The sequence below is a fragment of the Paracoccus sanguinis genome (assembly GCF_900106665.1).
Classification (GTDB): Bacteria; Pseudomonadota; Alphaproteobacteria; order Rhodobacterales; family Rhodobacteraceae; genus Paracoccus; species Paracoccus panacisoli.
Window position 1 is genome coordinate 167,248 of record NZ_FNNA01000002.1, and the last position, 20,444, is coordinate 187,691.

Here is a 20,444-nt window from a genome sequence, read left to right on the forward strand (position 1 = left end):
GCCCCGCGCCCCCGGCATGGCTGGGCCGAACGGCGGGGCGGCGGGGGCTCAGGCGACCTCGGTCGCCTGCGCGGGGACGGCGGTCCCCTCGGCCAGCCCCTCGGCGGCAAGCCAGTGCTCGGCGTCGAGCGCCGCCATGCAGCCCATCCCGGCGCTGGTCACGGCCTGCCGGTAGACGTCGTCGGTCAGGTCGCCCGCGGCGAACACCCCGGGGATCGAGGTGCGGGTCGAGCCCGGCTCGACCGCGACATAGCCGCCCTCTTTCAGCGTCAGCTGGTCCTTGACCAGTTCGGACGCGGGCGAGTGGCCGATCGCCACGAACACCCCGTCCGCGGCCACCGTCTGGGTCGTGCCGTCCACCGTCGAGCGCAGCACCGCGCCGGTGACGCCCAGCGGCGCCTCGGTCCCGGTCACCTCGGCCAGCTCGGCGTTCCAGATCACCTCGACCTTCGGGTGCTTGAACAGCCGGTCCTGCATGATCCGCTCGGCCCGCAGGTTGTCGCGGCGGTGAACGAGGATCACCTTGCTGGCGAAGTTGGTCAGGAAAAGCGCCTCCTCGACCGCGGTGTTGCCGCCGCCGACGACGATCACCTGACGGCCGCGGTAGAAGAACCCGTCGCAGGTCGCGCAGGCCGAGACGCCGAAGCCCTTGAACTTCTCTTCCGACGGCAGCCCGAGCCAGCGCGCCTGCGCCCCGGTGGCGAGGATCACCGCGTCGGCGGTCAGCGTCCGGCCGCTGTCGCAGGTCAGCCGGAAGGGACGCTGCGACAGGTCCAGCGCGGTCACCGTGTCGGTCACGATCCGCGCCCCCATCTCGCGGGCGTGCGCTTCCATCCGCACCATCAGGTCGGGGCCCATCACCTGCGTGTCGCCGGGCCAGTTCTCGACCTCGGTGGTGATGGTGAGCTGCCCGCCGGGCTGCATCCCCTGGATCAGCACCGGGGTCAGCATCGCGCGGGCGGCATAGACCGCCGCGGTGTAGCCCGCCGGCCCCGAGCCGATGATGACGAGGCGCTGGTGCGGCTCGATCGGGGCGGCAGAGGCGGGGGTGGGCGCATCGGTCAGGGGGACGGCATCGGACATCGGCGGGGCCTTTCGGGCGTGCGGCAGGGGCAGTTGCGCCCTGACCTAAGCCCTGCACCCGCCGCGATCAACCAAGCCCGCCGCCGCGTCCGCAATGCTGCCGGCGCGAAACAATCTTGCGGATCGGGGGCGTGAAAGATAATCAAGCTGCGATTTCCCGACCGGAGGCCTCATGGCTGGCGCCCGACTAGACGACATCGACCGCCAGATCCTTGCGGAATTGCAGGCCGACGGACGGATGACGAATGTCGAACTGGCGCGCCGCGTCGGCATCTCGGCCCCGCCCTGCCTGCGACGGGTCCGCACGCTGGAAGAGCAGGGCTACATCCGCGGCTACCACGCCGAGGTGGACGCCCGCGAACTCGGGTTCGAGGTGCAGGTCTTCGCCATGGTGCGCCTCGTCAGCCAGTCCGAGCGCGACCTCTCGGCCTTCGAGGACCGCGCCCGCGGCTGGTCGCTGGTGCGCGAGTGCCACATGCTCAACGGCGAGATCGACTTCATCCTGAAATGCGTGGCGCCCGACCTGCCCACGTTCCAGCGCTTCCTGACGCAGGAGCTGACGGCCGCCGACAACGTGGCGAGCGTCAAGACCAGCCTCGTGATCCGCGGCGCCAAGGACGAGCCGGGGGTGCCCTTCGACGCGATGCCGCTGGCCCGCGCCTGAGCCGCGTCAGAGCCGGATGGCCGAGATCAGCCGGCCGTAGTCCGCTGCCCCTTCGTGGGTCGCGCGGCGGTAGCTGAAGAAGCGCTCGGGGTCGGAATAGGTGCAGTGCCCGGTCCAGTCGGCATCGACCCCCAGATCGCGCAGCCGGGCGAGGCCGAAGCCCGGCAGGTTGAACATCGGCCGCCCGTTCGGCCCGCCCGAGAAGAACCGCTCGGACTCGGGCGCCTCGGCGAGGAACCGGTCCATGAACTCCTCGCCCACCTCATAGGCGCGCAGGCTGATGGTCGGGCCGATGACGGCGCGGATGCGGGTGGCCCCGGCGTCGCGCATGGCCGCCACCGTGGCCTCGAGGATGCCGTCGAGCGCCCCCTTCCACCCCGCATGGGCCGCGCCGATGACGCCCGCCTCGGGGTCGGCCAGCAGCACCGGCTGGCAGTCGGCAGTCAGCACCGCGATGGCGACCCCGGGGGTGGCGGTCACGATCGCGTCCGCCTCGACCCCCGCCAGCGCCGCCGGATCGTCGCCCTCGGCCAGCCGCGCCACGCGGGTCGAATGGGTCTGGTGGACGGTGGCGAGGCGGTCCGGCGCCACCCCCATTGCCTCGGCCACGCGGGCGCGGTTCACCGCCACGATCCCCTGCTGGTCGCTCGAGCCGCGCCCGCAGTTGAGCCCGCGGAACAGCCCCGACGAGGCCCCGCCCTGCCGGGTGAAGAACCCGTGCCGGAGCGGCGCGAGGGTCGGATGGGTGATTATCTCGAGGCTCATCGGCAGGGTCCGGGTGGTTCGGGTCTCGGGTCGGGTCGGCGCGGCGTGGCGTGGCGTGGCGGCTCTGGTGGCGGGGCGCGCCCTGAAGGGGGCGCGGATCAGCGGCCGGCCGGCAGACCGGCGGGCACGGGGTCGGCCGCGGCGGGAAGGGCGTTGAATCCCGGCGGTGGCGGGCTGTGGCGCGGATAGATCGCCATCGCCTTGAACAACTGTCCCATCGCGGCGGGCGCGGTCAAGCGCTCCATCGCCGCCGCGGCCCCGGCGTCGCCAGCCGCCGTCAGGCGGGCCGCCCGCTGCGCCAGCCCCAGCGACAACAGCCACTCCCCCTGCGGCACCGGGCACGAGGCCGCCGCACCCGCCGCCAGCGCCGTCCCGGCCAGCGGGGCGAAATCGACGTGCGCCGTCAGGTCGGCCTCGCCGGGGTGGGCGAGGATGTCGTCGGGCGCGTGGCGGCGCAGCGCCTGCAGGCTGTCGCCCTGCCCGTCCCAGGTGCCGTAGTCGATCACGATCGCGGCGCCGCCGTGGCGGGCGATGCGGCCCGCGACCTCGGCCACGACCGGGATCGCCTCGGCGCAGACCTCGCGGATCTCGCCCGGCGCGCCGGGGCGGGCGGCGTCGCCGGGGGGACCGAGCGCCAGCGCCAGCGCCCCGTCGCGCAGGCTCACCATCCGCTCGCGCCAGCCGTCGGGGTGGCGCTCGAACTGGCGGATCGGCAGGGCGTCGAAGAACTCGTTGGCGACAAGGAACAGCGGCGCCTCGGGAAGGCCCTCGGCGCGGTCGCGGTGGGTGACCTCGCCCAGACGCGCGCGCTGGACGCCGCGCAGATGCGCCGAGGCCTCGACCAGCTCGACCCGCGCCGCGGCGCGGAAGCCGGGCACCCGGGCGGTGGCGCGCAGGATGTCGGCCATCAGCGTCCCCCGCCCCGGCCCCAGCTCGGCCAGCGTGAAGGGCGCGGGGCTGCCCTGGTCCAGCCACGCCTGCGCGAGCGCGAGGCCCACCAGCTCACCGAACATCTGGCTGATCTCGGGCGCGGTGGTGAAGTCGCCCTGCGCGCCGAACGGGTCGCGGGTGGCGTAATACCCATGCGCCGGATGCAGCAGGCAGAGCCGCATGTAGTCGTCGAGCCGCATCGGCCCCTCGACCGCGATCCGCTGCGCGATCAGCCGCGCGAGCGGGGTCACGGGCGGGGTCACGGGCGGGGGCCCGCGGGCGGCCTGCGCCGGGCGGCGAGGATGAAGCCCAGCCCGATGAGCAGCATCGGCAGCGAGAGCAGCTGCCCCATCGTCAGCCCCCAGACCGGCCCGCCGAGGACATGGCCCCAGGGGTTGTCGGGGGTGACGAACTGCGCGTCGGCCTGACGGAAGAACTCGACCACGAAGCGCGCCAGCCCGTAGCCGGCCAGGAACACCCCGAGCGCCAGCCCCGGCCGGCGCAGGCCGCCGCGGCGGACGAGGAGGAAGAGGATCAGCCCGAGCAGCAGCCCCTCGAGCCCGGCCTCGTACAGCTGGCTCGGGTGGCGCGCGCAGGGGCCGACGACGCCAGGACAGTCCTGCGCGGCGGCGCCGGGGAAGATCACCCCCCAGGGCGCGTCGGTCGGGCGGCCCCAGAGCTCGGCGTTGATGAAGTTGGCGATCCGGCCGAGCAGCAACCCGGCCGGCGCCGCGACCGCCAGCGCGTCCGCGAGCCGCAGGGGCGGGATGCCGTTCCGGCGCGCGAACAGCGCGGCGGCGATCACCACGCCCAGGAAGCCGCCGTGGAAGGACATGCCCCCCTGCCAGACCTTCACGATCTCGGCCGGATTGGCGAGGTAATAGGCGGGCTCATAGAAAAGCACGAACCCGAGCCGGCCGCCAAGGATCACGCCGGCCACGATCCAGGTCAGCAGCTCCTCGACCTGGCCCGCGCGCATCGGCGCGGTGCCGCCCCAGAGCGCCGGGCGGCGCATCAGCGCGGCGATGATCCACCAGCCGAGCAGCAGCCCGACGAGATAGGCCATCGCGTACCACCGCAGCGCGAACTCGCGCCCCGCGAGGGTGATGGTGAAGATGTCGGGCGAGATGTCGGGAAAGGGGATCATGGGACCTCGGGCGCGCGACGCAGGGCGGGGACGGGCGCGCCGGTCGGGGCGCGCGCCACCGGGGCTGCTTGGCCCCGCCGCCGCGGGGTGTCAACCGCGGCGGATTGAACGCAGGCCCCGCCCCCGCCATATTGCCCCCGGATGAGGCGCCCGGACCGGCGCGCCCCTTGGCAACAGGATGACGCGCATGACCACCCAGAAACCCGGCACCGGCGGCCTTTTCGACGACATGTCGCGGCTGATGAGCAACGCGATGGGCGTGGCCCAGGGCGCCCGCGACGAGGCCGAGACGGCGATGAAGGGCTGGGTGGACCGCTGGCTCGCCGACCGCAACCTCGTCACCCGCGACGAGTTCGAGGCGGTGCGCGAGATGGCGATCAAGGCGCGGACCGAGAATGCCGAGCTGCGGGCGATGATCGAGACGCTTCGGGTTGGGGCTGCGGGTGGTGCTGGCAGCAGCGCCGCGGGCGGTGCTGGCCCCGTGGGCGGTGCTGGCGCCACGGGCGGTGCTGGCGCCACAGGCGGCGCTGGCGACGCGCAGAAGTAGGTGAGACGGGCCGTGCCTAGGGCGCGGCGATGGCGTGACGCGGGGGCCCGGGGCTCGCGCGCGTGACCCCCCGCGGCGCGCCGAAGTTGCTCAGGCAACCGGAGCGGGTTGGACCGAGCGCGAATGATCCCGCATTAGTCGGCCGACGCTGACACTAGCGGCCGAGCGCGGGCCGCTGGCCCGTCAGGAGCGACGCCCTTGCTGTCGAGCCGGCGATTTCGAGTTCGCCGCGAACGCGAAGAAGAAAAATGGACAGCCGAGATCCGCGTTCGGCAGGAAGCCGGGTCGATCCCAGCTATCGACCCGGAAGAATCGGTTAGCCCGCCGCGAGACTGAAACGCGATCAACCGCGTTAGGCTTTGCGCGGAGAGCTCGGCTGATTTCATCACCTAAAAGCAGTAAATATCGAGCGTGGCCCGGCGTGAGATATGCCGGTCTGCCAAATATTCTTGGTGGCAGGACTATGTGCGCGCCTGACACGGTTTGTGCGGATAGCGAATATCTAGCGGCAGTGCAGGTCAGTCTGACGCAAAACCGCGCTTATCGGCCCAGTCGGGGATGCTCACAGCCGCTAGCCACATGGACGAAGTGTACCACGATGGCTCCACATCGAGGTGCATCACGCTGGTCGCACGTCATCACCAATTCGCAGAACACTGCCCGCGTCGTGTGAATATGGCCGTCAAAGGGCCGGGCTTGCCATCGCGTAACGCCTCAGCACCAGCCATAACTGACGACCAGCCATAACGCCGTTTGCCATGGGGGCGGCTGGACTTCTCACAAGGGGTAGCACGACCTCCTGTCCAGTGGGGCCGCAACCTGCCACGGCCCCTAGCCCCCTACTCCTCCCCCATCTCCATCCCACGCTCACCCGCAAGCCGGCGCATGCGCTCTTGTAGCTTCTCAAACGCCCGAACCTCGATCTGACGGATGCGCTCGCGCGAGACGCCGTAGCGGCCCGACAGATCCTCCAGCGTTACCGGGTCGTCGCGCAGGCGGCGCTCGGTCAGGATGTCGCGCTCGCGGTCGTTCAGCACGTCCATCGCCGCGGTCAGCATCGACCGGCGGGTGTCGAGCTCGTCGGCCTCGGCATAGGCCTCGGCCTGGTTGGCGGTGTCGTCCTCGAGCCAGTCCTGCCACTGCGCCGTCGAATCGCCGTCGGCGCTGCCGACCGTCGCGTTCAGCGAGGCGTCCCCGCCCGAGAGGCGGCGGTTCATGTCCACCACCTCCTGCTCGGTCACGTTCAGGTCATGGGCGATCCGGGCCACGTTCTCGGGCCGCAGGTCGCCCTCTTCCAGCGCGCCCAGCTTGGCCTTGGCCTTGCGCAGGTTGAAGAACAGCTTCTTCTGCGCCGAGGTGGTGCCCATCTTCACCAGACTCCACGACCGCAGGATGTATTCCTGGATCGAGGCGCGAATCCACCACATCGCGTAGGTCGCAAGGCGGAAGCCCTTTTCCGGGTCGAAGCGCTTGACTGCCTGCATCAGGCCCACGTTCGCCTCGGAGATCACCTCAGCCTGCGGCAGGCCGTAGCCGCGGTAGCCCATGGCGATCTTGGCCGCGAGACGCAGGTGCGAGGTCACGAGCTTGTGCGCGGCCGCGCTGTCCTCGTGGTCCACCCAGGCCTTGGCGAGCATGTACTCTTCTTCCGGTTCCAGCAGCGGGAACTTGCGGATTTCCTGAAGATAGCGGTTCATCCCCTGTTCGGGGCTGGGGGCCGGAAGGTTGGTGTAGCTGGCCATCGGTGTCCTGCAATATGGCCGAATCGGGCATCGGCGCGGGCAATCTAACGGGTGTCGGGTTAACCGAGTGGAAACGCCAGTCAGGGGCTTCGGGTTCCTGAGCGTTTCACTTCGCCGCCGTGGCGTCACCGGCCCCGCGCAGCGCGTCGAGCAGCGCCGCCATGTCGGCCGGCAGCGGGCTGTCGAAGGCGAGCCAGCGGCCGTCGTCGGGGTGCGCAAACCCCAGATGCGCGGCGTGCAGCGCCTGGCGCGGGAAGGCCGCGACCTCGGCCGCCGCCGCGCCCAGCGCCCGGGTCGAGGCGCGACGCGCGCCGCCATAGACCGGGTCGCCGATCAGCCCGAGGCCGCAATAGGCGAGATGCACGCGGATCTGGTGGGTGCGGCCGGTCTCGAGCCGGCATTCGACCAGCATCGCCGCGGGCGGGGTGCCGAAGGCCTCGCGCATCACGGCCCGCGTCACGGCGTGGCGGCCGCGCTCATGGCTCACCGCCTGGCGCTGACGGTCGGTCGGGTGGCGGCCGAGGCGGGTGGCGATCCTGAGCACGTTGCCCGGCTCGAAGCTGACGCCGGCAAGGCCGCGCAGCCGCGGGTCGGCCGGGTCGATGACGCCGTGGGCGAGGGCGAGATAGCGGCGGGCGGCCGAGTGATCCTCGAACTGACGGGCGAGCGACTGGTGGGCGCGGTCGGTCTTGGCGACGACGAGCAGGCCCGAGGTGTCCTTGTCGATCCGGTGCACGATCCCCGGCCGCGCCGCCCCGCCGATCCCCGACAGGCTGCCCGCGCAATGGGCGAGCAGCGCGTTGACCAGCGTGCCGTCGGGCGTCCCCGGCGCCGGGTGGACGACCATGCCCGCGGGCTTGTCGATGACGATCAGCGCGTCGTCCTCATACGCGATGTTCAGCGCGATGGCCTGCGCTTCGGCCGCGATCGGGCGCGGCGGGTCGAGGCGGATGCTGTAGTCGCCGGGCAGCGCGCGGGCCTTGCCGTCGGTGACGGGTCCGGCGGGCCCCGCGACGGCGCCCTCGGCGATGAGCCGGGCGAGGCGCGAGCGCGACAGCGCCGCCGACGCTGGCGCGGCGGCGGCCAGCGCCTTATCAACGCGGTCGGGTATCTCGCCGGTCTCGGCGAGGGTGATGACGAGAGCGGCGTCAGGGTCAGAGGTGAGATCGGGCATGGCAGGCGATGATAGGGGCACGGCCGGGGCGGCGAAAGTCCCCGAACTGGCCTGGCTGCGCCGGGTGGTCACGGGGCTCGCGCTGGCGATGGGCGTCGGCATCCTGTCGCTGGTGGCGATCCTGTGGCTGCGGCTGTCGCAACCGCCGCTGCCGGTGCTGCCCGAGGGGGTCGTGCTGCCCGTGGGGGCGCGGGCCGCGGCGGTGACCTTTGCCCGCAACTGGACGGTGGTGGTGACCGAGGCCGGCGAGGTGCTGGTCTATGACCGCGCCGGGCAGTTGCGGCAGCAGGTGGCGGTGGAGTAGGCGCCTCACCGCACCGCTTGCCGGCGCCGAGGTGTATTGGGGCCAGAAACAAGCCGCCGGGCTGACGCGAAGGCTCCAGACCCCACCCCCCCGCGGCAATCCGCGCACGCCCGCGCCGCTTGCGCTGCGCCGTGCGGCTTGCGACAAGGGCGCACCATGACCGACGCCCCCTCCCCCGCCGCCCCGGCCCCGACCAAGACCATCCTGCGCGCGCTGGCGGGGGAACGCCTGCCCACGCCGCCGATCTGGATGATGCGGCAGGCCGGGCGCTACCTGCCCGAATACCGCGCGACGCGGGCGCAGGCCGGGGACTTCCTGTCGCTCTGCTACAATCCCGACCTCGCCGCCGAGGTCACGCTGCAACCGATCCGCCGCTACGGGTTCGACGCGGCGATCCTGTTCGCCGACATTCTGCTGGTGCCGCAGGCGCTCGGCTCTGACCTGTGGTTCGTCACCGGCGAGGGGCCGCGACTCTCGACCACCACCACGCCGGCCGAGGTCGCCGCACTGAAACCCGCGGGCGCGGTCCACGAGACCCTCGCGCCGGTCTACGAGACGATCCGCATCCTGCGCCGCGAGTTGCCCGCCGAGACGACGCTGATCGGCTTTGCCGGGGCGCCGTGGACGGTCGCCACCTACATGATCGCCGGGCGCGGGTCCAAGGACCAGGGCGCGGCGCACGCGCTCAAGGCCGCTGACCGGGCGACCTTTGCGGCGATCATCGACCGGCTGACCGAGGCGACGATCGAGTATCTCTCGGCCCAGATCGAGGCCGGGGCCGAGGTCGTGAAGCTGTTCGACAGCTGGGCCGGCAGCCTCGAAGGCCAGGATTTCGACGATTTCTGCCGCGCGCCGATCGCCCGGATCATCGCCGCGCTGAAAGCGCGTCACCCCAGCGTGCCGATCATCGCCTTCCCGCGCGAGGCGGGGGCGCGCTACGTCGGCTTCGCCCGGGCGACGGGGGCGGATGCGGTGGCGCTCGACAACTCGGTCGCGGCCGAGTGGGCGGCGGCGAACGTGCAGGTGGACGGCTGCGTGCAGGGGAACCTCGCGCCCGGGCACATGGTCACCGGGGGTCCGGCGCTGGTCGACGAGACGCGGCGCATCGTGCGGGCGTTCGCGGGCGGGCCGCATATCTTCAACCTCGGGCACGGGATCACCCCCGACGCCGACCCCGAGAATGTCGCGCTGATGGTCGAGACGGTGCGCGCCGGGGCCTGACCCATGTGGATCGCGGCCACGCTGATCGCCGCGCTGGCCCAGACCGGACGCAACGCGGCGCAGGCGGGGCTGACCGCGCGCATCGGGACGATGGGCGCGACCGGGGTGCGCTTTCTATTCGGCCTGCCCTTCGCGCTGCTGTTCCTTTTCGCCGTGGCGCAGGCCGCGCCGCTGCCGGCGCTGACGGCGCTTGCCGCGGGTTGGGCGCTCGTTGGCGCGCTGGCCCAGATCGCCGCCACCGCGCTGATGCTGTCGGCCATGCAGCGGCGCGGCTTTGCCGTGGCCACGGCGCTGGTCAAGACCGAGCCGCTGACGCTCGCGCTCATGGGCGCGGCCGTGCTGGCCGAGCCGCTGGGGCCCGCGCGGCTCGGCGCCATCGCCACCGCCACGCTGGGGGTGCTGCTGCTTTCGGGCGGCGGCTGGCAGCGGGCGGGCGGGCGCCCGGTCGCGCTGGCGGTGGCGGCCGGGGCGCTGTTCGGGCTGTCGGCGCTGGGGTTCCGGGCGGCGATCCTCGCCCTTGGCGAGGGCCCGAGCGTCGCGCGGGCGAGCGTCGTGCTGGTCCTTGCCCTGGCGATCCAGACGCTGCTAATCGGCGGCTGGCTTGCCGCCCGCGACCGGCGCGCCCTGCGGGGGATGGCGTCGGCGTGGCGCGAGTCGCTCGGCGCCGGGTTTCTCGGCGCGCTCGCCTCGCAGTTCTGGTTCATCGGCTTCGCGCTGGCCCCGGCCGCGGACGTCCGCACCCTCGCGCTGGTCGAGGTCGTGTTTGCCGCCGCCGTCTCGCGCCGCCGCCGCGAGGCGATGGGGCGGCGCGAGCTGGCCGGGATGGCGCTGGTCGTGGCCGGGGTCGCGTGGCTCTTGCGCGCCGCCTGAGGTTCAGCGGACCGTCAGACCCATTTCGCCAGCGGCGGCAGGCTCATCAGCACCGCATCGGCGTTGTGCCCGGTCTCGAGCCCGAACTTCGTCCCCCGGTCATAGACGAGGTTGTATTCGGCATAGAGCCCGCGGTGGATCAATTGGACGTCGCGGTCGGCGGCGTCGAAGGGCGTTTCCATGCGCCGCTCGGCGAGCGGCAGAAAGGCGGGCAGGAACGCCTCGCCCACCGCGCGGGTGAAGGCAAAGTCCGCCTGCCAGTCGGCGGTGTTCAGGTCGTCGTAGAAGATCCCGCCCACGCCCCGCGCCCGGCCGCGGTGGGGGATGAAGAAATACTCGTCCGCCCAGGCCTTGAAGCGGTCGTAATAGTCGCTGCCGTGCGGTAGGCAGGCGGCGCGCAGCGTGTCGTGGAAATGCCGCGTGTCCTCGGCATATTCGATGCAGGGGTTGAGGTCCGACCCGCCGCCGAACCACCAGGCGCCGGGGGTCCAGAACATCCGCGTGTTCATGTGGACGGCCGGCGCGTGCGGGTTCTGCATATGCGCGACGAGGCTGATCCCCGAGGCCCAGAACCGCGGGTCCTCGGCCATCCCCGGCACCCCGCGGGCGGCCATCGCGGCCTGCGCGCGGGGGGCGAGCGTGCCGTGGACCTCGGACCAGTTCACGCCGACCTTCTCGAACACCCGGCCACCGCGCATCACCGACATGATCCCGCCGCCGCCATCGCCGGCCCGCGCCGTCGGCGTCACCTCGAACCGGCCCGCGGGCGCCGTCCCGCCCGCGCGATCCTCGAGCGCCTCGAACGCCGCCACGATGCGGTCCCGCAGTTCGTGAAACCAGCGCGCGGCCTCGGCCCGCTCGGCGGTCATCTCGGACGCCAGCCCGCCAACCCTTTCGGATGCCCTGTCCATCGCCGGTCCTTTCGTGATTTGCCGCCCGGTGCGGGCTGGGGCTACTCTTGCCCATCTGCTTAGAGGCGCGCCCGATGACCCGCAACCTGACCCTGTCCCTGACGGCCGTGCTGGCCGGATCGCTGATGCTCTCGGCCTGCGGCACCCCGCAGGAGCAATGCGTCGCCCGCAACACGCGCGAGTATCGCGTCGTCTCGAACCTGCTGGCCGAGGTCGAGGGCAACCTCGCCCGCGGCTACGCCTGGCAGGAACGCGAGATCACCCGGACCGAGTGGCGCGACTGCCCGGTGGTGGTGCGCGACCGCGACGGCAACCCGCAGTGGCGCTCCCGCCCCTGCCTGCGCGACGTCTCGGACACCGAGCGCTTCCGCGTGGCCATCGACCCCGCGGCCGAACGCCGCAAGGCCGAGAACCTGCGCCAGAGGCAGGCCGCGCTGCGCAGCCATGCCGAGGCCGCGGTCCGCGCCTGCCGCGAGGCCTTCCCCGAGCCGCGCTGAGCCTCAGCGCCGGCCCTTGGCGCGTCCCGCGGCGGGGCGACCGCCCGCCGACCGCCGCTGCCCGGCGCCGGTCGCGCTCAGCAGTTTGAAGCGGGAATCGCCGCCGATCTCGGCCACCTCGGCGAAGCTCTCGGCCAGCACCGGCTCATACGGCAGGTGCCGGTTGGCGACCATCCACAGGCGCCCCGCGCCGGTCAGCAGCCCGGCCGCGGCGCGGATGAACTGCGCCCCGAGTTGCGGGTCGGAGGCCCGCCCGGCGTGGAACGGCGGGTTCATCACCACCCCGTTCACCGGCTCGGGCAGGCGGAAGCGGGTGGCGTCGGCCCAGTGGAACTGCGCCCGCGGATCACTGACGTTCCGCCGCGCGCAGTCGAGCGCCGTGTGGTCGGCCTCGACCAGATGCACCACCTGCACCCCCGGGCGGGCCAGCACCTGCGCCGCAAGCCAGCCCCAGCCGGCGCCGAGATCGACGACGCGCGAGGGCATCCGCTCGGGCAGATGCGCGGCAAGCAGGACCGAGGCCGGGTCGGGGCCATCGGCCGAGAACACGCCCGGCCGCGTCACGAACCCGTCCACCACCGTCTCGCGCGCGGCCCAGTCGGCCGGCAGCCAGTCGCCCTCGGGGACGGTCAGGCGAAAGATCTTGCCATGCGCGCGGGACTGCACGTCCTCGACCGGGACCAGCGCCCTGAGGTCGCGCAGCATCGCGTCGATCCCGTCGGTCTTCTGCCCGTCGATCCAGAGCGGCGCGCCTGCCGGCAGCACCGCGGCCGCTGCCGCAACCCGCGCCCGCGCCTCGGCCCGCGCCCGCGGCATCACCACCACGGCCGCCTCGGCCGGGCCGATGATGTCCGGCGCCACCGTAAAGCCGGCCGCGGCCAACGCGTCGTGATCGGGGCGGAACCCCTGCGCGATGGTCACCCGCGCGGGGTCGAGCCCCGCCACGTCGCCCGGCCGCCCGCCGACGACGAGCAGCCGTCCCGCGGGCGGGTCGATCAGGTCGATCCGCGAGCCTGCCACGCTATTCCTTTTCCATCGTGCATTGCAGCGGGTGCTGCTGGCGGCGCGCCAGCTCCATCACCTGCGCGACCTTGGTCTCGGCCACCTCGTGCGAGAAGACGCCGACGACCGCGATCCCTTTGCGGTGGACGGTCAGCATGATCTCGATCGCCTGGGCGTGGGTCATGCCGAAGAGCCGCTCGAGGATGTGGACCACGAACTCCATCGGGGTGAAATCGTCGTTCAGCAGCAGGACCTTGTACATCGGCGGCCGCTGCGTCTTGGGCCGCGTCTTGACCGCCAGATCCTCGTCCCCATCGGTCCGGGTCGGCGGCTTGCCAAGGGTGATGGGGGTCGCGAAGCTTCGCACGGCACGTCGTCCTGCAGGGATGGGGTCCGGGGGCAATATAGGGATCGGCGCGGGCATGAAAAGTCCACAGCCGCCGGCGGGTGGCCGCCGGTCGGGTTCTCGCGGCAAAAATCGGACAAATACGCGGTTTCCGCATCCGAGACCCCGTGCTATTGTCGGATCATTAACAAAGGGCGTGCAAGAAGAACGCGTCCGCGAGCAGAGAGACCGGGGCAGTGAACAGACTTTACAAGACCCTCGTTGCGGGGTGGCTGGTGCTGATCGGCGCGATGATGCCGGGGGCGCTGTCCGCCGCACCCTTTGCAGCCTTCGTCATGGACGGGCGAACGGGCAAGGAAATCTATTCCCAGAATGCGGATGCGCGGCTGCACCCGGCCTCGCTGACCAAGATGATGACGCTCTACATGGCCTTCACCGCCATCGAGCGGGGTCAGGTGCGGCTCGATTCGCGCTTCACCGTCTCGACCCACGCCGCAAGCCAGCCGCCGTCACGGCTGGGCCTGCGCCCGGGCCAGCAGATCGAGCTGCGCTACCTGATCCGCGCCGCGGCGGTCAAATCCGCCAACGACGCGGCGACGGTGATCGGCGAGGGGCTGGCCGGGTCCGAGGCGCAGTTCGGCGCCCAGATGACCCAGATGGCGCGCGCGCTGGGGATGCGGAACTCGAACTTCCGCAACGCCAACGGGCTGACGCAAGAGGGGCATTACTCGAGCGCCCGCGACCTCAGCATCCTCGGGCGGCGGCTGTTCTATGATTTCCCGCAGTATTACTCGATCTTCTCGCGCCGCACGGCCGATGCGGGCGTCGCAACGGTCGCCAGCACGAACAAGCGGTTCCTCGACAGCTATGCGGGCGCGGACGGGATCAAGACCGGCTACACGCGGGCGGCGGGCTTCAACCTGACGGCCTCGGCGCAGCGCGGGTCCAAGCGGATCATCGCCACGGTGCTGGGCGGGCAGTCCACGGCGCAGCGCAATGCGGTGATGGCGCAGCTGCTGGATGCGGGCTTCGGCCGGGCGCCGGCGCAGGTGCGCGAGATCCGGCCCGAGGCGCCGGCCTATCTCGCCGACAAGAAGCGCGTGGTGAAGGTTGCGCGCGCCGCCCCCGAGGCGCAGGCGCCGGTGGCGACCGCCCGCCCGGTGCGCGGCTCGACAGTGGCGCTGGCGGCGGTCCCGGTCGCGGTGCCCGCGCAGCCCAAGGCCACCGCGCGGGTCGCCGCGGCGCCGTCCGCCGACGCGCAGGCCGAAGCGGTGGCGGGCGCCGTTGCTGCGGGCCGCGTGGCGGGCGCGCGCCCCTCGCGCCGTCCCGACGAAGCCCCGGCGGCGGTGAAGGTGGCCGAGGCCCCTGCCCCCGCCGACCCCAAGCCCGCGGCCGAGGCCGCCGCGCCCCGCGTCGCCAGCGTCTCGGCCGACCGACCCACCCGCGCGCCGCGGAAGGGCGCCGACGCCTCGGCCGACCCCGCCCCTGCGGCGACCGGCAAGGCAGCCAAGGCCAAGGCGCCCCGCACCCCCGGCTCAACCTTCGCAGCGGAGGCAGCGCCGGCGCCTGCAGCGGACACGAAGCTCGCCCGGTCGGCCAAGCCGGTGCGCAAGTCCGACACGGTGATCCTCGCCGCGATGGAGGAAGAAGAGGGTGACCGCTCCGAGCCCGAGGCGACCGAGATCGTCTCGCGCCCCTCGACCGGTCGCGGCAAGTTCGCGATCAACGTCGGGCGCTTCAAGACCAAGGCCGAGGCCGAGCAGCTTCTGCTGCGGCTTGCCCTGCAGGAGAGCGCGGTGCTCGACAGCGCCACGCGGCGCGTCGGCAATACTCCGAAAGGGTGGGAGGCGACCTTCACCGGCCTCTCGCGTGACAGCGCCCGTCTGGCCTGCGACAAGCTCGCGGCCCGCTCGCAGCGGTGCCGGGTGCTGGGGAATTGAGCGCCCCGCCAGAGTGACGAGCGTGAGGCCCGGACGCGTTGTCCGGGCCTTTTGTTTTTGGGGTGAGGAGCGGGGAGGCTGGGTTGGGACGGCCCCGTCTTTAGAGGGCGCGGGGCGCCGGAGCGTGACCTGAACTTAGGCTTGCTGAGTCCCGGAGATGGCATCGGTTGGGCAGGACGACCAGTGGATCACGCGCAGAGGAGCGGCGACGTCGCGGGGCCCGTCGCGGCTGGGGGTGAGCCGTGAGGTGTTAGACCCGGTAGATGTCGCCTAGTCGAGGCGGACGGGACATGACGTTCGTGCCGAAGGAACCTGCTTCATAGTGCTGGCCAAGCCGAGAGAGCGCGGCGCTACGGGAGCGCCGCGCTGAACCGCGCTTGCCAGTTATTGTATCGCTCCGGTGGCAACCCGGCAGAAAAGCGCAGGCCGCGCTCGGATCGGTTCACCGCCTGACCAGCGAGTTCCGACCATCGGGCCGCGCGACGATCCGGCAGGAAAGCGTACGGGTTCTCGTGAAGCACCGCGTCCGTCAGAACGTTACCTTTTCCATCAAGGGCAGGGGTGCGCGGATGACGCGGTCAGAGAAAGGCAAAGCCGCAGAGGTCTCGGTACGCCATCGCGCAACCCCAGCCCTAAAATGCTAGGGCGCTTATTACGGGCCAGGATGAACCAAACGGCGCCAGACCATCAACCTTTTGCCCGTCCCTTGCTCCGCACACCCCCGGTCGCCTAACCCGTGTCTATCGAAGCAAGGATGGCCGTCAGCGGCTTCGCCGACCTGCCTGATGCACGGCGAGCGGGTGGAGGGCGCACCCAAACTGGACCGCCATCCCGCTCCGCCCCCTGCCCTCACGGCTTCGGCTTGTCGTCCCACTCGCTGCTGAGGATGCGCGCGGCATCACCCTTGGGGTCCTCATACTGGCGGTTCCGCAAGGACCACAGGAACGCCGCGAGGCCGAGCGCGCCGAGGCCCAGCGAAGCGGGGATGAGGAAGATCAGCACGTCCATCAGCGCACCCTCAAGGCATTCAGCGTCACGCTGATCGAGCTCAGCGACATCGCCAGCGCCGCGAGCAGCGGCGTCGCCAGCCCGGCCACCGCCACCGGCACCGCGACGATGTTGTAGAGGATCGACAGCGCGAAGTTCTCGCGGATGCGCAACGCCGCCGAGCGGGCGACGTGCACCGCCTCGGCCACAGGCCCCAGCGCGCTGCCCATCAGCACCATGTCCGAGGCCACCCGCGCGGCATCGAGCGCGCTAGCCGGCGAGATCGAGGCATGCGCCCCGGCCAGCGCGGCGGTGTCGTTCAGCCCGTCGCCGACCATCAGCACCTTGTGTCCCTCGGCCGCGAGCGCCGCGACCGCCGCCGCCTTGTCCTGCGGCGTCATCCCGGCGCGCCAGTCGTCGATCCCGAGCTCCTCCGCGATGGCGCCCGCCGCCCCAGCAGCATCGCCCGAAAGCATCATGACCCGCAGCCCCTGCTTGCGCAGCGACGCGATGGTGGCCGCGGCGCCCGGTCGCAGGCTATCGGCGAAGTCGATCCGCCACACCCGCTCGCCGATCCGCAGCCAGCTTGCCGCGCCCTGGGCGTCCTCGCCGGTCCCGGCCCAGTCGGCGCGGCCCAGCCGCACCGTTTCGCCGCTCCAGCGCGCCTCGACGCCGTAGCCGGGCCGTTCGCGCAACCCGTCCAGCCGCGCCGGCGCGACCTCGAGCGCCCCGGCCAGCGCCCGCGACAGCGGGTGCGCCGAACCGCCCGCGAGCGCCGCCGCGACCGCCTGCGCCTCGGGCGGCAGCGCCGCCGCCACCACCCGCGGCGTGCCCATCGTGAGGGTGCCGGTCTTATCGAAGACAACCGTATCGACCTCGGCCAGCCGCTCGAGCGCGGTGCCGTCCTTGATCAGCAGCCCGCGCCGGAACAGCCGCCCCGAGGCCGCCGTGACCACGGCCGGCACCGCGAGACCCAGCGCGCAGGGGCAGGTGATGATCAGCACCGCGGCCGCCACGTTCAGCGCCACCCGCGCGTCGCGGGTGATCCAGAGCCAGCCGAGGAAGCTCGACAGCGCCATGAGGTGGACGACCGGCGCATAGGCGCGGCTCGCCCGGTCGGCGACCGAGGTATAGCGCCCCCGCGCCGACTCCGCCGCCGCGACCAGCGCGGTCAGCCGCGCCAGCGAGCTGTCGCGCCCCGCCGCCGTGACGCGCAGAGTCAGGGGGCCGGTCAGGTTGACCTCGCCCGCCGAGAGCTCGGCCCCGGGCCGCGCGGCCACGGGGGCCGACTCGCCGGTCAGCAGCGAGCGGTCGATCTCGGACGCGCCCTCAGTCACCACCCCGTCGGCCGCCACCCGCGCCCCGGGTCGCACGAGGATCAGGTCGCCCGGAACGAGGTCGGCCACCCGCACCTCGACCGGCGCGCCATCCTCGAGCCGCAGCGCGCGCGGCACCTCGAGCGCGGTCAGCTCTTCGGCGGCCGAGCGTGCGACGGCCCGGGTGCGATAGTCGAGATAGCGCCCGACGAGCAGGAAGAAGCACAGCATCACCGCCGCGTCGAAATAGGCGTGATGCCCCGAATGCAGCGTCTCGAAGACCGAAATCGCGCTGGCGAGGATCAGCGCCAGCGAGATCGGCACGTCCATCCCCAGCCGCCCGGCCCGTAGCGCCCGCCAGGCGCTCGAGAAGAACGGCTGCCCGGCAAAGGCCACGGTCGGCAGCGCGATGGCGCCGGAAATGAAGTGGAACATGTCCCGCGTCGCGTCGTCGGCCCCGGACCAGACGGCGACGGACAGGATCATAATGTTCATCATGGCAAAGCCCGACACCCCGATCCGCATCAGGATGTCGCGCCCCTGCCGGTCGGCGGCGGTCGCGGTCAGGGCGGCGGGATCGAGCTCGAAGGCCTCATAGCCGATCCGGTCGAGCGCCGGGATCAGGTCGGCGGCCGCCACCCCCGCTTCGGCATCCACCACCACGCGGCGCAGCGACAGGTTCACGCGCGCGGCGTGGACGCCGGGCTGGGCCGTCAGCACCCGCTCGACATCGGTGATGCAGGTCGCGCAATGGACGGCGGGGACCGACAGCATGATGTCGCCGCGCACCGGGTCGGGACGCCCGATCCGGCCCGCGAGCGGCGCCACGTCACAGGCGGGGCAGGCGCTCAGCCGCGCCTCGTACCCTTGAGCGGCGGCATCCGTCATCACTTCACCTCGGCGCCGGCATAATGGTCGATCCGCTGCCGGAATACGGTCCCGTCCCCGGCTTCCGCGGTGATATGGATGTTCCACAGCCCCGGCGCCAGCGTCAGCGGCGCCCGGAACACGCCGCCGGCGTAGGTGAAGACCGGGGTCTGGTCGTCGCGGACATGGGTGGGGCGGCCCACCGTGGCGCTGAGCGTCCGCACCCGCGCCGGGTGGCCGTCGCGGTCGCGGATGGCCAGCGTCAGCTCGTGCCCGTCATAGTCCGGCGTCACCGTCCAGCCGAGCTTGTCCTGCGCCGCCCGCTCGCGGTCGAAGCGCTGCGAGGCGACATAGGAGTTCGTCGTCTCGAGCCCCGGGAAGGTCTGGACCGCCTGCGTGGCGAGCCAGATGTTGATGCCGATGATGACCCCGAACATGCCCACGGCAAAGCCGAGCATGTGCCGGCCGGTGAAGTTCCGGCTGAGCGAGAACAGCAGGAACGGCAGCCCGAAGATCGCCGCGACCCCGAGGATGAGGCCGTAGGGGCCGACGGTGGAGAGCACGGCACCCATCAGCGGTCGGTCCCGTGGAAGACGGTGCCCACGGTGGCCCGGCGGTGCGAGGTGGTGTCCTCGATCCACATGGTCACCGGCGTCTGTCCGCCCGTCGCCAACGCCGAGGCGGGCTCGGCGGTCAGGTAGACGCGCTGCTCGAAGGTGGCGTCCTGGTTGACCGTCACGGTCCCCGGCTCGCCCTCGAGCGTCACCGCCAGCCCCGGGATCGGCGCGCCGTTGGCGTCGCCCGCCCCGATGGCGAAGGTCTTGACCTCGCCCTGCTTGTTGCGCAGCCGCATCTCGTAGGTGTTGCGGATCGAGCCGTCCGACATGGTGACGAACAGCGGGCTGCGCACCGGCGAGACGTTGAGGTCATAGGGCGAGCGCATGAACAGCGCCACGATCAGGCCCACCCCGATCGCCCCCCAGAGCGTGAAATAGAGCAGCGTCCGCGGCCGCAGCACGTGGCGCCAGAGCGAGGCGCCCTCGTGCCCGGTCTTCTCGGCGCTTTCGTCCTTGAGCGCCATATAGTCGATCAGGCCGCGCGGCTTGCCGATCTTGGCCATGATGTCGTCGCAGGCGTCGATGCAGAGCGCGCAGGTGATGCACTCGAGCTGCTGGCCGTCGCGGATGTCGATGCCCATCGGACAGACGTTCACGCAGGCATAGCAGTCGATGCAGTCGCCCTTTTCGCCGGGCGGCACGTCGGACTTGGTGCGCTCGTCCTTGCGGATCTTGCCGCGCGGCTCGCCCCGCCACTCGCGGTAGGCGACGGTCAGCGTGTCCTCGTCCATCATCGCGCCCTGGATGCGCGGCCAGGGGCAGGCGTAGATGCAGATCTGCTCGCGCGCGAAGCCGCCGAAGAAGAAGGTGGTGGCGGTCATGATGGCGATGGTGGTGTAGGCGACCGGGTGCGCATGGCCGGTCACAAGGTCGCGCAGCAGCGTCGGCGCGTCGGCGAAGTAGAACACCCACGCCCCGCCGGTCAGCAGGCCGATCAGCAGCCAGAGCGTCCACTTCGTCACCCTGAGCCGCGCCTTCCTTGCGTCCCACGGCTGGTTGTAAAGGCGGATGCGGGCGTTGCGGTCGCCCTCGACCCAGCGCTCGACGAGGATGAAGAGGTCGGTCCACACGGTCTGCGGGCAGGCGTAGCCGCACCAGACCCGGCCCAGCGCCGAGGTGAAGAGAAACAGCCCGAGCCCGGCCATGATCAAGAGGCCCGCGACGAAGTAGAACTCGTGCGGCCAGATCTCGATCCAGAAGAAGAAGAAGCGGCGGTTGGCGAGGTCCACGAGCACCGCCTGATCGGGCAGGCCCGGGCCGCGGTCCCACCTGATCCAGGGCGTGATGTAGTAGATGCCGAGGGTGAGTGCCATCAGCACCCATTTCAGGTTGCGGAACGTCCCCGAGACGCGGCGCGGAAAGATCGGCTCGCGCGCGGCGTAGAGCCGCGGGGGTTCATTTTCGACACTCGACATGGACTTCTCCTGCCCGGCGTGGGCCGATCCTGGGTGGCGAGGACGGACCCGCCAGCGAACGGGCCAGAGCAGGCCCGGCGTTCATATAAGCCATCCGCG

At 71.9% G+C, this 20,444-nt stretch carries 19 protein-coding genes and 1 pseudogene; 7 read left to right on the forward strand and 13 right to left on the reverse strand.

From position 1 onward, the window contains the following. Positions 1 to 48: 48 nt before the first annotated feature. Positions 49 to 1,083, reverse strand: a complete 1,035-nt coding sequence (gene trxB, locus BLW17_RS07295) for a thioredoxin-disulfide reductase (RefSeq protein ID WP_083388345.1) — start codon at positions 1,081 to 1,083, stop codon at positions 49 to 51. A gap of 172 nt (positions 1,084 to 1,255) precedes the next feature. Here trxB and BLW17_RS07300 point away from each other — a divergent pair, with 172 nt between their 5' ends. Further along, the gene (locus tag BLW17_RS07300) at positions 1,256 to 1,747 is read left to right on the forward strand and encodes an Lrp/AsnC family transcriptional regulator (protein WP_036703383.1); all 492 of its coding nucleotides are present in this window, start codon (positions 1,256 to 1,258) and stop codon (positions 1,745 to 1,747) included. Positions 1,748 to 1,753: 6 nt separating this feature from the next. Here the strand turns inward: BLW17_RS07300 and pgeF are convergent, their stop codons facing one another. The 3 genes from pgeF to lgt form a co-directional block, all read right to left on the reverse strand. Continuing rightward, on the reverse strand, positions 1,754 to 2,512 hold the full coding sequence (gene pgeF, locus BLW17_RS07305; protein ID WP_036731037.1) for a peptidoglycan editing factor PgeF: 759 nt from the start codon (positions 2,510 to 2,512) through the stop codon (positions 1,754 to 1,756). Positions 2,513 to 2,610: 98 nt separating this feature from the next. Continuing rightward, positions 2,611 to 3,693 (reverse strand): class I SAM-dependent methyltransferase, encoded by a 1,083-nt coding sequence (locus tag BLW17_RS07310; protein WP_052176155.1) that lies wholly within the window; start codon positions 3,691 to 3,693, stop codon positions 2,611 to 2,613. Between the two features lie 8 nt (positions 3,694 to 3,701). Further along, on the reverse strand, positions 3,702 to 4,589 hold the full coding sequence (gene lgt, locus BLW17_RS07315; RefSeq protein ID WP_036731036.1) for a prolipoprotein diacylglyceryl transferase: 888 nt from the start codon (positions 4,587 to 4,589) through the stop codon (positions 3,702 to 3,704). Between the two features lie 187 nt (positions 4,590 to 4,776). On the opposite strand from lgt, the pseudogene BLW17_RS07320 reads away from it, so the two are divergent. Next, positions 4,777 to 5,016: pseudogene (locus tag BLW17_RS07320) on the forward strand (accessory factor UbiK family protein); the annotation flags it as partial. Between the two features lie 959 nt (positions 5,017 to 5,975). Here BLW17_RS07320 and rpoH read toward each other — a convergent pair. After that, positions 5,976 to 6,878: an RNA polymerase sigma factor RpoH gene (gene rpoH / locus BLW17_RS07325; RefSeq protein ID WP_036707169.1), complete on the reverse strand. Its 903-nt coding sequence runs from the start codon at positions 6,876 to 6,878 to the stop codon at positions 5,976 to 5,978. A 106-nt stretch (positions 6,879 to 6,984) separates the two neighbouring features. Then, the gene (locus BLW17_RS07330; protein ID WP_036731034.1) at positions 6,985 to 8,052 is read right to left on the reverse strand and encodes an RluA family pseudouridine synthase; all 1,068 of its coding nucleotides are present in this window, start codon (positions 8,050 to 8,052) and stop codon (positions 6,985 to 6,987) included. On the opposite strand from BLW17_RS07330, the gene BLW17_RS07335 reads away from it, so the two are divergent. The 3 genes from BLW17_RS07335 to BLW17_RS07345 all read left to right on the forward strand — a co-directional run bounded on the left by BLW17_RS07335 (position 8,051) and on the right by BLW17_RS07345 (position 10,447). Next, complete coding sequence (locus BLW17_RS07335; protein WP_052176148.1) at positions 8,051 to 8,356, forward strand: DUF6476 family protein; 306 nt, start codon at positions 8,051 to 8,053, stop codon at positions 8,354 to 8,356. The two genes, BLW17_RS07330 and BLW17_RS07335, sit on opposite strands and share 2 nt — an antisense overlap. Positions 8,357 to 8,512: 156 nt before the next feature. Beyond that, a complete protein-coding gene (hemE, locus tag BLW17_RS07340; RefSeq protein WP_052176146.1) occupies positions 8,513 to 9,577 on the forward strand; it encodes a uroporphyrinogen decarboxylase in 1,065 nt (354 codons plus the stop codon). A gap of 3 nt (positions 9,578 to 9,580) precedes the next feature. Beyond that, on the forward strand, positions 9,581 to 10,447 hold the full coding sequence (locus tag BLW17_RS07345) for an EamA family transporter (RefSeq protein ID WP_036731033.1): 867 nt from the start codon (positions 9,581 to 9,583) through the stop codon (positions 10,445 to 10,447). A 14-nt stretch (positions 10,448 to 10,461) separates the two neighbouring features. Here BLW17_RS07345 and hemF read toward each other — a convergent pair whose 3' ends face one another. Next, positions 10,462 to 11,316 (reverse strand): oxygen-dependent coproporphyrinogen oxidase, encoded by an 855-nt coding sequence (gene hemF, locus BLW17_RS07350; RefSeq protein WP_036731064.1) that lies wholly within the window; start codon positions 11,314 to 11,316, stop codon positions 10,462 to 10,464. Positions 11,317 to 11,432: 116 nt separating this feature from the next. Here hemF and BLW17_RS07355 point away from each other — a divergent pair, with 116 nt between their 5' ends. Further along, positions 11,433 to 11,855 (forward strand): hypothetical protein, encoded by a 423-nt coding sequence (locus tag BLW17_RS07355; RefSeq protein WP_036731032.1) that lies wholly within the window; start codon positions 11,433 to 11,435, stop codon positions 11,853 to 11,855. Positions 11,856 to 11,858: 3 nt separating this feature from the next. Here the strand turns inward: BLW17_RS07355 and BLW17_RS07360 are convergent, their stop codons facing one another. Next, positions 11,859 to 12,875 (reverse strand): class I SAM-dependent methyltransferase, encoded by a 1,017-nt coding sequence (locus BLW17_RS07360; RefSeq protein ID WP_052176143.1) that lies wholly within the window; start codon positions 12,873 to 12,875, stop codon positions 11,859 to 11,861. 1 nt (position 12,876) lies between these two features. Beyond that, the gene (gene clpS / locus BLW17_RS07365; protein WP_394318459.1) at positions 12,877 to 13,224 is read right to left on the reverse strand and encodes an ATP-dependent Clp protease adapter ClpS; all 348 of its coding nucleotides are present in this window, start codon (positions 13,222 to 13,224) and stop codon (positions 12,877 to 12,879) included. A 215-nt stretch (positions 13,225 to 13,439) separates the two neighbouring features. On the opposite strand from clpS, the gene BLW17_RS07370 reads away from it, so the two are divergent. Next, the gene (locus BLW17_RS07370) at positions 13,440 to 15,143 is read left to right on the forward strand and encodes a D-alanyl-D-alanine carboxypeptidase family protein (protein ID WP_331429074.1); all 1,704 of its coding nucleotides are present in this window, start codon (positions 13,440 to 13,442) and stop codon (positions 15,141 to 15,143) included. Positions 15,144 to 15,992: 849 nt separating this feature from the next. Here BLW17_RS07370 and ccoS read toward each other — a convergent pair. The 4 genes from ccoS to ccoG are packed head-to-tail and all read right to left on the reverse strand — an operon-like array spanning position 15,993 to position 20,345. Next, positions 15,993 to 16,151, reverse strand: a complete 159-nt coding sequence (gene ccoS, locus BLW17_RS07375; RefSeq protein ID WP_036699659.1) for a cbb3-type cytochrome oxidase assembly protein CcoS — start codon at positions 16,149 to 16,151, stop codon at positions 15,993 to 15,995. Further along, positions 16,151 to 18,334 carry a heavy metal translocating P-type ATPase gene (locus BLW17_RS07380; protein ID WP_036731031.1) on the reverse strand — a complete coding sequence of 728 codons (2,184 nt, stop codon included), beginning with the start codon at positions 18,332 to 18,334 and terminating at the stop codon, positions 16,151 to 16,153. The genes ccoS and BLW17_RS07380 overlap by 1 nt, the downstream gene beginning before the upstream one ends. Beyond that, positions 18,334 to 18,885, reverse strand: a complete 552-nt coding sequence (locus BLW17_RS07385; protein ID WP_081969042.1) for a FixH family protein — start codon at positions 18,883 to 18,885, stop codon at positions 18,334 to 18,336. The genes BLW17_RS07380 and BLW17_RS07385 overlap by 1 nt, the downstream gene beginning before the upstream one ends. Beyond that, positions 18,885 to 20,345, reverse strand: coding sequence for a cytochrome c oxidase accessory protein CcoG (ccoG, locus tag BLW17_RS07390; RefSeq protein WP_036731030.1), 1,461 nt, complete (start codon positions 20,343 to 20,345; stop codon positions 18,885 to 18,887). Before ccoG ends, BLW17_RS07385 begins: the two co-directional genes overlap by 1 nt. Positions 20,346 to 20,444 lie beyond the last annotated feature (99 nt).